This is a genomic window from Methylobacterium sp. E-041, from assembly GCF_022829665.1.
Taxonomy (GTDB): Bacteria; Pseudomonadota; Alphaproteobacteria; order Rhizobiales; family Beijerinckiaceae; genus Methylobacterium.
The window spans coordinates 1-3550 of sequence record NZ_JAKSYQ010000101.1 but is presented as its reverse complement, the minus strand read 5'-3'; the positions used below and the strand labels follow the sequence as shown (position 1 = coordinate 3550).

Below are 3550 nucleotides of genomic sequence, written 5' to 3'. Positions count from 1 at the left end.
GAGCCCTACGCCTCATCCGCCGAGCGGACACAAGCCATGAGCCCCTGGATCGACCACTACAACACCAGCCGAACCCACTCCGCCCTCAGCCGACAGACACCCTGGCAAAGCCTGAACAACCTTCTGGGCAACGACATCTAGAGGATCTCTCCGCAGCCAAACGGACTGCTGAGAAGGAGGTCGCTACCCGGGATGCCGAAATCGCCCTTGTGATCGATGTGGATGGCACTGGAACCGAGGTAGCCTCGATCCGGCAGGACACGATGGCGTGGGACGACGAGTAAGCGTCCCGTGCTTCTGTAGACTGAAGACTGACGGATCGCAGCATCGGGGAAATCGTGAAGCGGTATGCCGGGGCAGCGGGGTTCGATCCGGCTGCATTTGTGGCGGGCACAGCCTCCGAGCAGGGTTCGTCACGACAGCGGCCGAGCGCGGCGCCGATCTCGCCCGCATCATGGATCAGAGCGGCCACCGAGACCCACGCACGGTGGTCGGCTACATCCGCCGGGCGAACGCCTTCAAGAGGCACTCGGGCAGCGGGTTCCTTTAGATACCCCCGTGGGAGGGTAAATAGAAGCACACCATCATATTATAATATTTTCCCGAGCATTGGCGTCATGGCGCGTGGCGTATGATTTGATCATTTGATCGAAATTCAAATTTTTATTCAGTTTTCATTACAGGTCGCTAGTTTCAGCACGCTAGGCTTAGAGGCGGTGATGACTATGATGAAATGCCAGGGGTGCCACGACGGGAAGCCACTGCCTTTCGAGTTCACAATGGCGTTCCACCCCATCCTTGATCTCCGCCAGAATACCGTCTGGGGCTATGAAGCTCTAGTTAGGGGAACTGAGGGGCAGGGAGCGGGGCAGATCCTCGGCATGGTGGACGAGAGCAACCGGTACAAGTTCGACCAAGCCTGCCGCGTCAAGGCGATCGAACTTGCCGCCTCCCTGTTCCCTGATCAGGAAACGCGGCTATCAATCAACTTTATGCCGAACGCCGTGTATGAGCCTGCAGCCTGCATTCGTGCGACCCTCGACGCCGCCCATCGCGTTGGCTTCGCTCGCCGGCAGATCATGTTCGAGTTCACAGAGAACGAGCGCATGACGGACGTTGCCCACGTCCAGCGGATCATCACCGAGTATCGTAAGCACGGCTTTGCCACAGCGCTCGACGACTTCGGTGCTGGGTATGCCGGCCTCAATTTATTGGCAAGCTTTCAGCCCGACTTCATCAAGCTCGACATGGAGTTAATTCGCGGTATCGCAACCTCCCTCGCACGTCACACCATCGTTGCTGGTGTGGTTACGATGGCACGCCAGCTAAACGTGGCAGTGATTGCTGAAGGCATTGAGACCGAGGCCGAACTGACGACCCTGTATTCGACTGGCATCCGGCTGTTCCAGGGATATCTCTTCGCTAAGCCGGCCGTAGCCAGCCTTCCGTACGTCTGGCTACCTGATGCCTTGCTGACAGTCGATACCCAACAATCTCACGCCGCCTGAGCGTTTAACGTATCCTGACACGCTACGCAGTCGCAGGTGGCCACAAACGCCCAGCCCGTAATGCCTGGGAGACTGCCATGTGCCACCCAATTGATTCTAAATTCAGACAATGATGCTATTTCAGCTCCATAGTACGCTGAATGTTCGTTCGAAATCTATTAGCAAGGTCCGATTACAGAAGCTGTGAATAATTGGCCCATCCAAGGTATCTTCACGCATTTTTATCGTTTCGGTCGATTCATCATAAATAAAAGTTAGACGTCGATCTCCAAGGGTGGTCGTGAGAATAGCGTTTCTGCCGTCTGCATTCTGGGTCATTGTGGTCGAACCTGGCACCCCGCGCCACATGATCCCCCCGAGAAGGGCAAGGGTGATTGCTCTCATCTCCAAAGCTTCACCTTGAGACTGAGTGATAACGCTCACCGCATAACGACGTACCGCACAGAGGTCGGACATTTCGGATTGGGGACGTATCTGCGCCATGGTGCTAGTCCTGGCTGGCAGTGATTTTCGTGCCACCCGTCGAAGTTGCCGAGTAGCCACCCCACCCCTCGGTCGAGACCGGCGACGTACCGCCCAAGCCTTCCAAGTCCCAGGTCGCGACACGTTGCTCCACGTCGACTGAGCCATGGTCCTTTAGAATGCCCATTACACGTTCAACCTCCGCCTCCTCGACGTGGAGGTTCAGCATCGCTCCTCCGCCGGCCAGCTTCGCGCAGTAAGATCCCCACGCCGCAGCCGGTAGACCGATTTCGCGAAGCTGTCTGTGAAGCACGCCGTCGGCAGGGGTCGGCTCTCCAGGCTCGCTGCAGCCGACCGGAGGTATGGCAGGGCAAACGATAAGCCGGATCGCCCCCTCGGGGATGCCGGATGCGATCAACGTGCCTTTCGCCGACTGCGCATCGTCGCGGCTCCCGTACAGCGCGCTGATACCGAAACTCATGGCTTCGCCTTCGATATAAGGGGCGCTTGCGTCTGCTTGATACGGAGAGCCATTCTCGGCCTCGATCTCCGCTCGTGCAGCTGCGATGAAGTCAGCACGTTGGTCCTCGCTCAGAAAAAAAGCTTCGCTGAGCGGAGGCTCATCTGCAGCGCCGGGGGCACCCCACATTCGATCTCCCAAACCATTGTTTTGGAAGTTGCGCTTGGCGCGCGCGAGCACCGCGATTTCGGCTACATCGGTCGTCGTCGTCTCGGCCGATTTCATGGGTTGGCCCTGCGTACGGCTGGCTGCGGATAGGCTGGATTGCCGCCAGGCACACCACTGCTGTTCGCAGATGACGTGACATCCGATCTGCCGCTTTCGGACCCGGTGATCTGCTTCCGCGACGCGGCTTGGCTCTGGCTGGCGTAGTCAGGAGGGGAGTTCGCTCCCTGCCAAATCATTAGCCCAGCCAAGGAAGTGAGCATCAATCCGACGCTTACGATCAAGACATAGAGGGCTGGTCTGCCACGCTTGCCCTGGCGGCTGTCCTGACCAGAGGTATGTTCCGTCACCCGTAAACCTCGCTCGCCCAAATATGATGGACGTAGAAACAGAACAGGCAGCGTGATCGAGAGGTCCAGACGTGCGACCTTATGGATTCGATAAACAAATCATAAGTGATCAAAAAATATGATTTATCTAGTGGACTTATAACCAATTGACGAGATTGTCGCGAATGGGCGGTACAAAGCCGCAAATCTTTCCCGTGACATTTATGGGACGAACGCTTGGCTCGCCTGGTATGAACGTCTCATCACTCAAGATGCCAGATCCTGTCGAATTGATCGTTTTGACCCAGCAGCTTGCACAGCTGGCGGCATGCAAAACCCGCCGCGGCGAACCGGGCGGGCTGAAGAGTAACGGCAGACTGATAGTGCTGAAGGTGCTACCTTCCGCCACCGCTGCCGGTCGAGCTTAGAGCCCGTCCGATAACATCCGGCAGGGGTTGAGTGGCCGGGATGGCGGTGATTCCAGAAGGGTGCTGAAGCCTGATCTGGATGTGCCATGTGGACCCCGACCACTCGCCGGCAGCATAGCCGTTCGCGCCTGCGCTACG

4 protein-coding genes are annotated in these 3550 nt (G+C 57.6%); 2 read left to right on the top strand and 2 right to left on the bottom strand.

The window, feature by feature from the left end; all coding sequences use genetic code 11:
• Both MKK70_RS31050 and MKK70_RS09900 read left to right on the top strand, forming a co-directional pair.
• Positions 1-141, top strand: a 141-nt coding sequence (locus MKK70_RS31050; protein WP_409568260.1) for an integrase core domain-containing protein, incomplete at its 5' end; no start/stop codon positions are given.
• A 578-nt stretch (positions 142-719) separates the two neighbouring features.
• A complete protein-coding gene (locus tag MKK70_RS09900) occupies positions 720-1508 on the top strand; it encodes an EAL domain-containing protein (RefSeq protein ID WP_243947333.1) in 789 nt (262 codons plus the stop codon).
• Positions 1509-1628: 120 nt separating this feature from the next.
• Here MKK70_RS09900 and MKK70_RS09895 read toward each other — a convergent pair whose 3' ends face one another.
• Positions 1629-1991: a hypothetical protein gene (locus MKK70_RS09895; protein WP_243947331.1), complete on the bottom strand. Its 363-nt coding sequence runs from the start codon at positions 1989-1991 to the stop codon at positions 1629-1631.
• 4 nt (positions 1992-1995) lie between these two features.
• Positions 1996-2715, bottom strand: a complete 720-nt coding sequence (locus tag MKK70_RS09890; RefSeq protein WP_243947323.1) for a hypothetical protein — start codon at positions 2713-2715, stop codon at positions 1996-1998.
• Positions 2716-3550 lie beyond the last annotated feature (835 nt).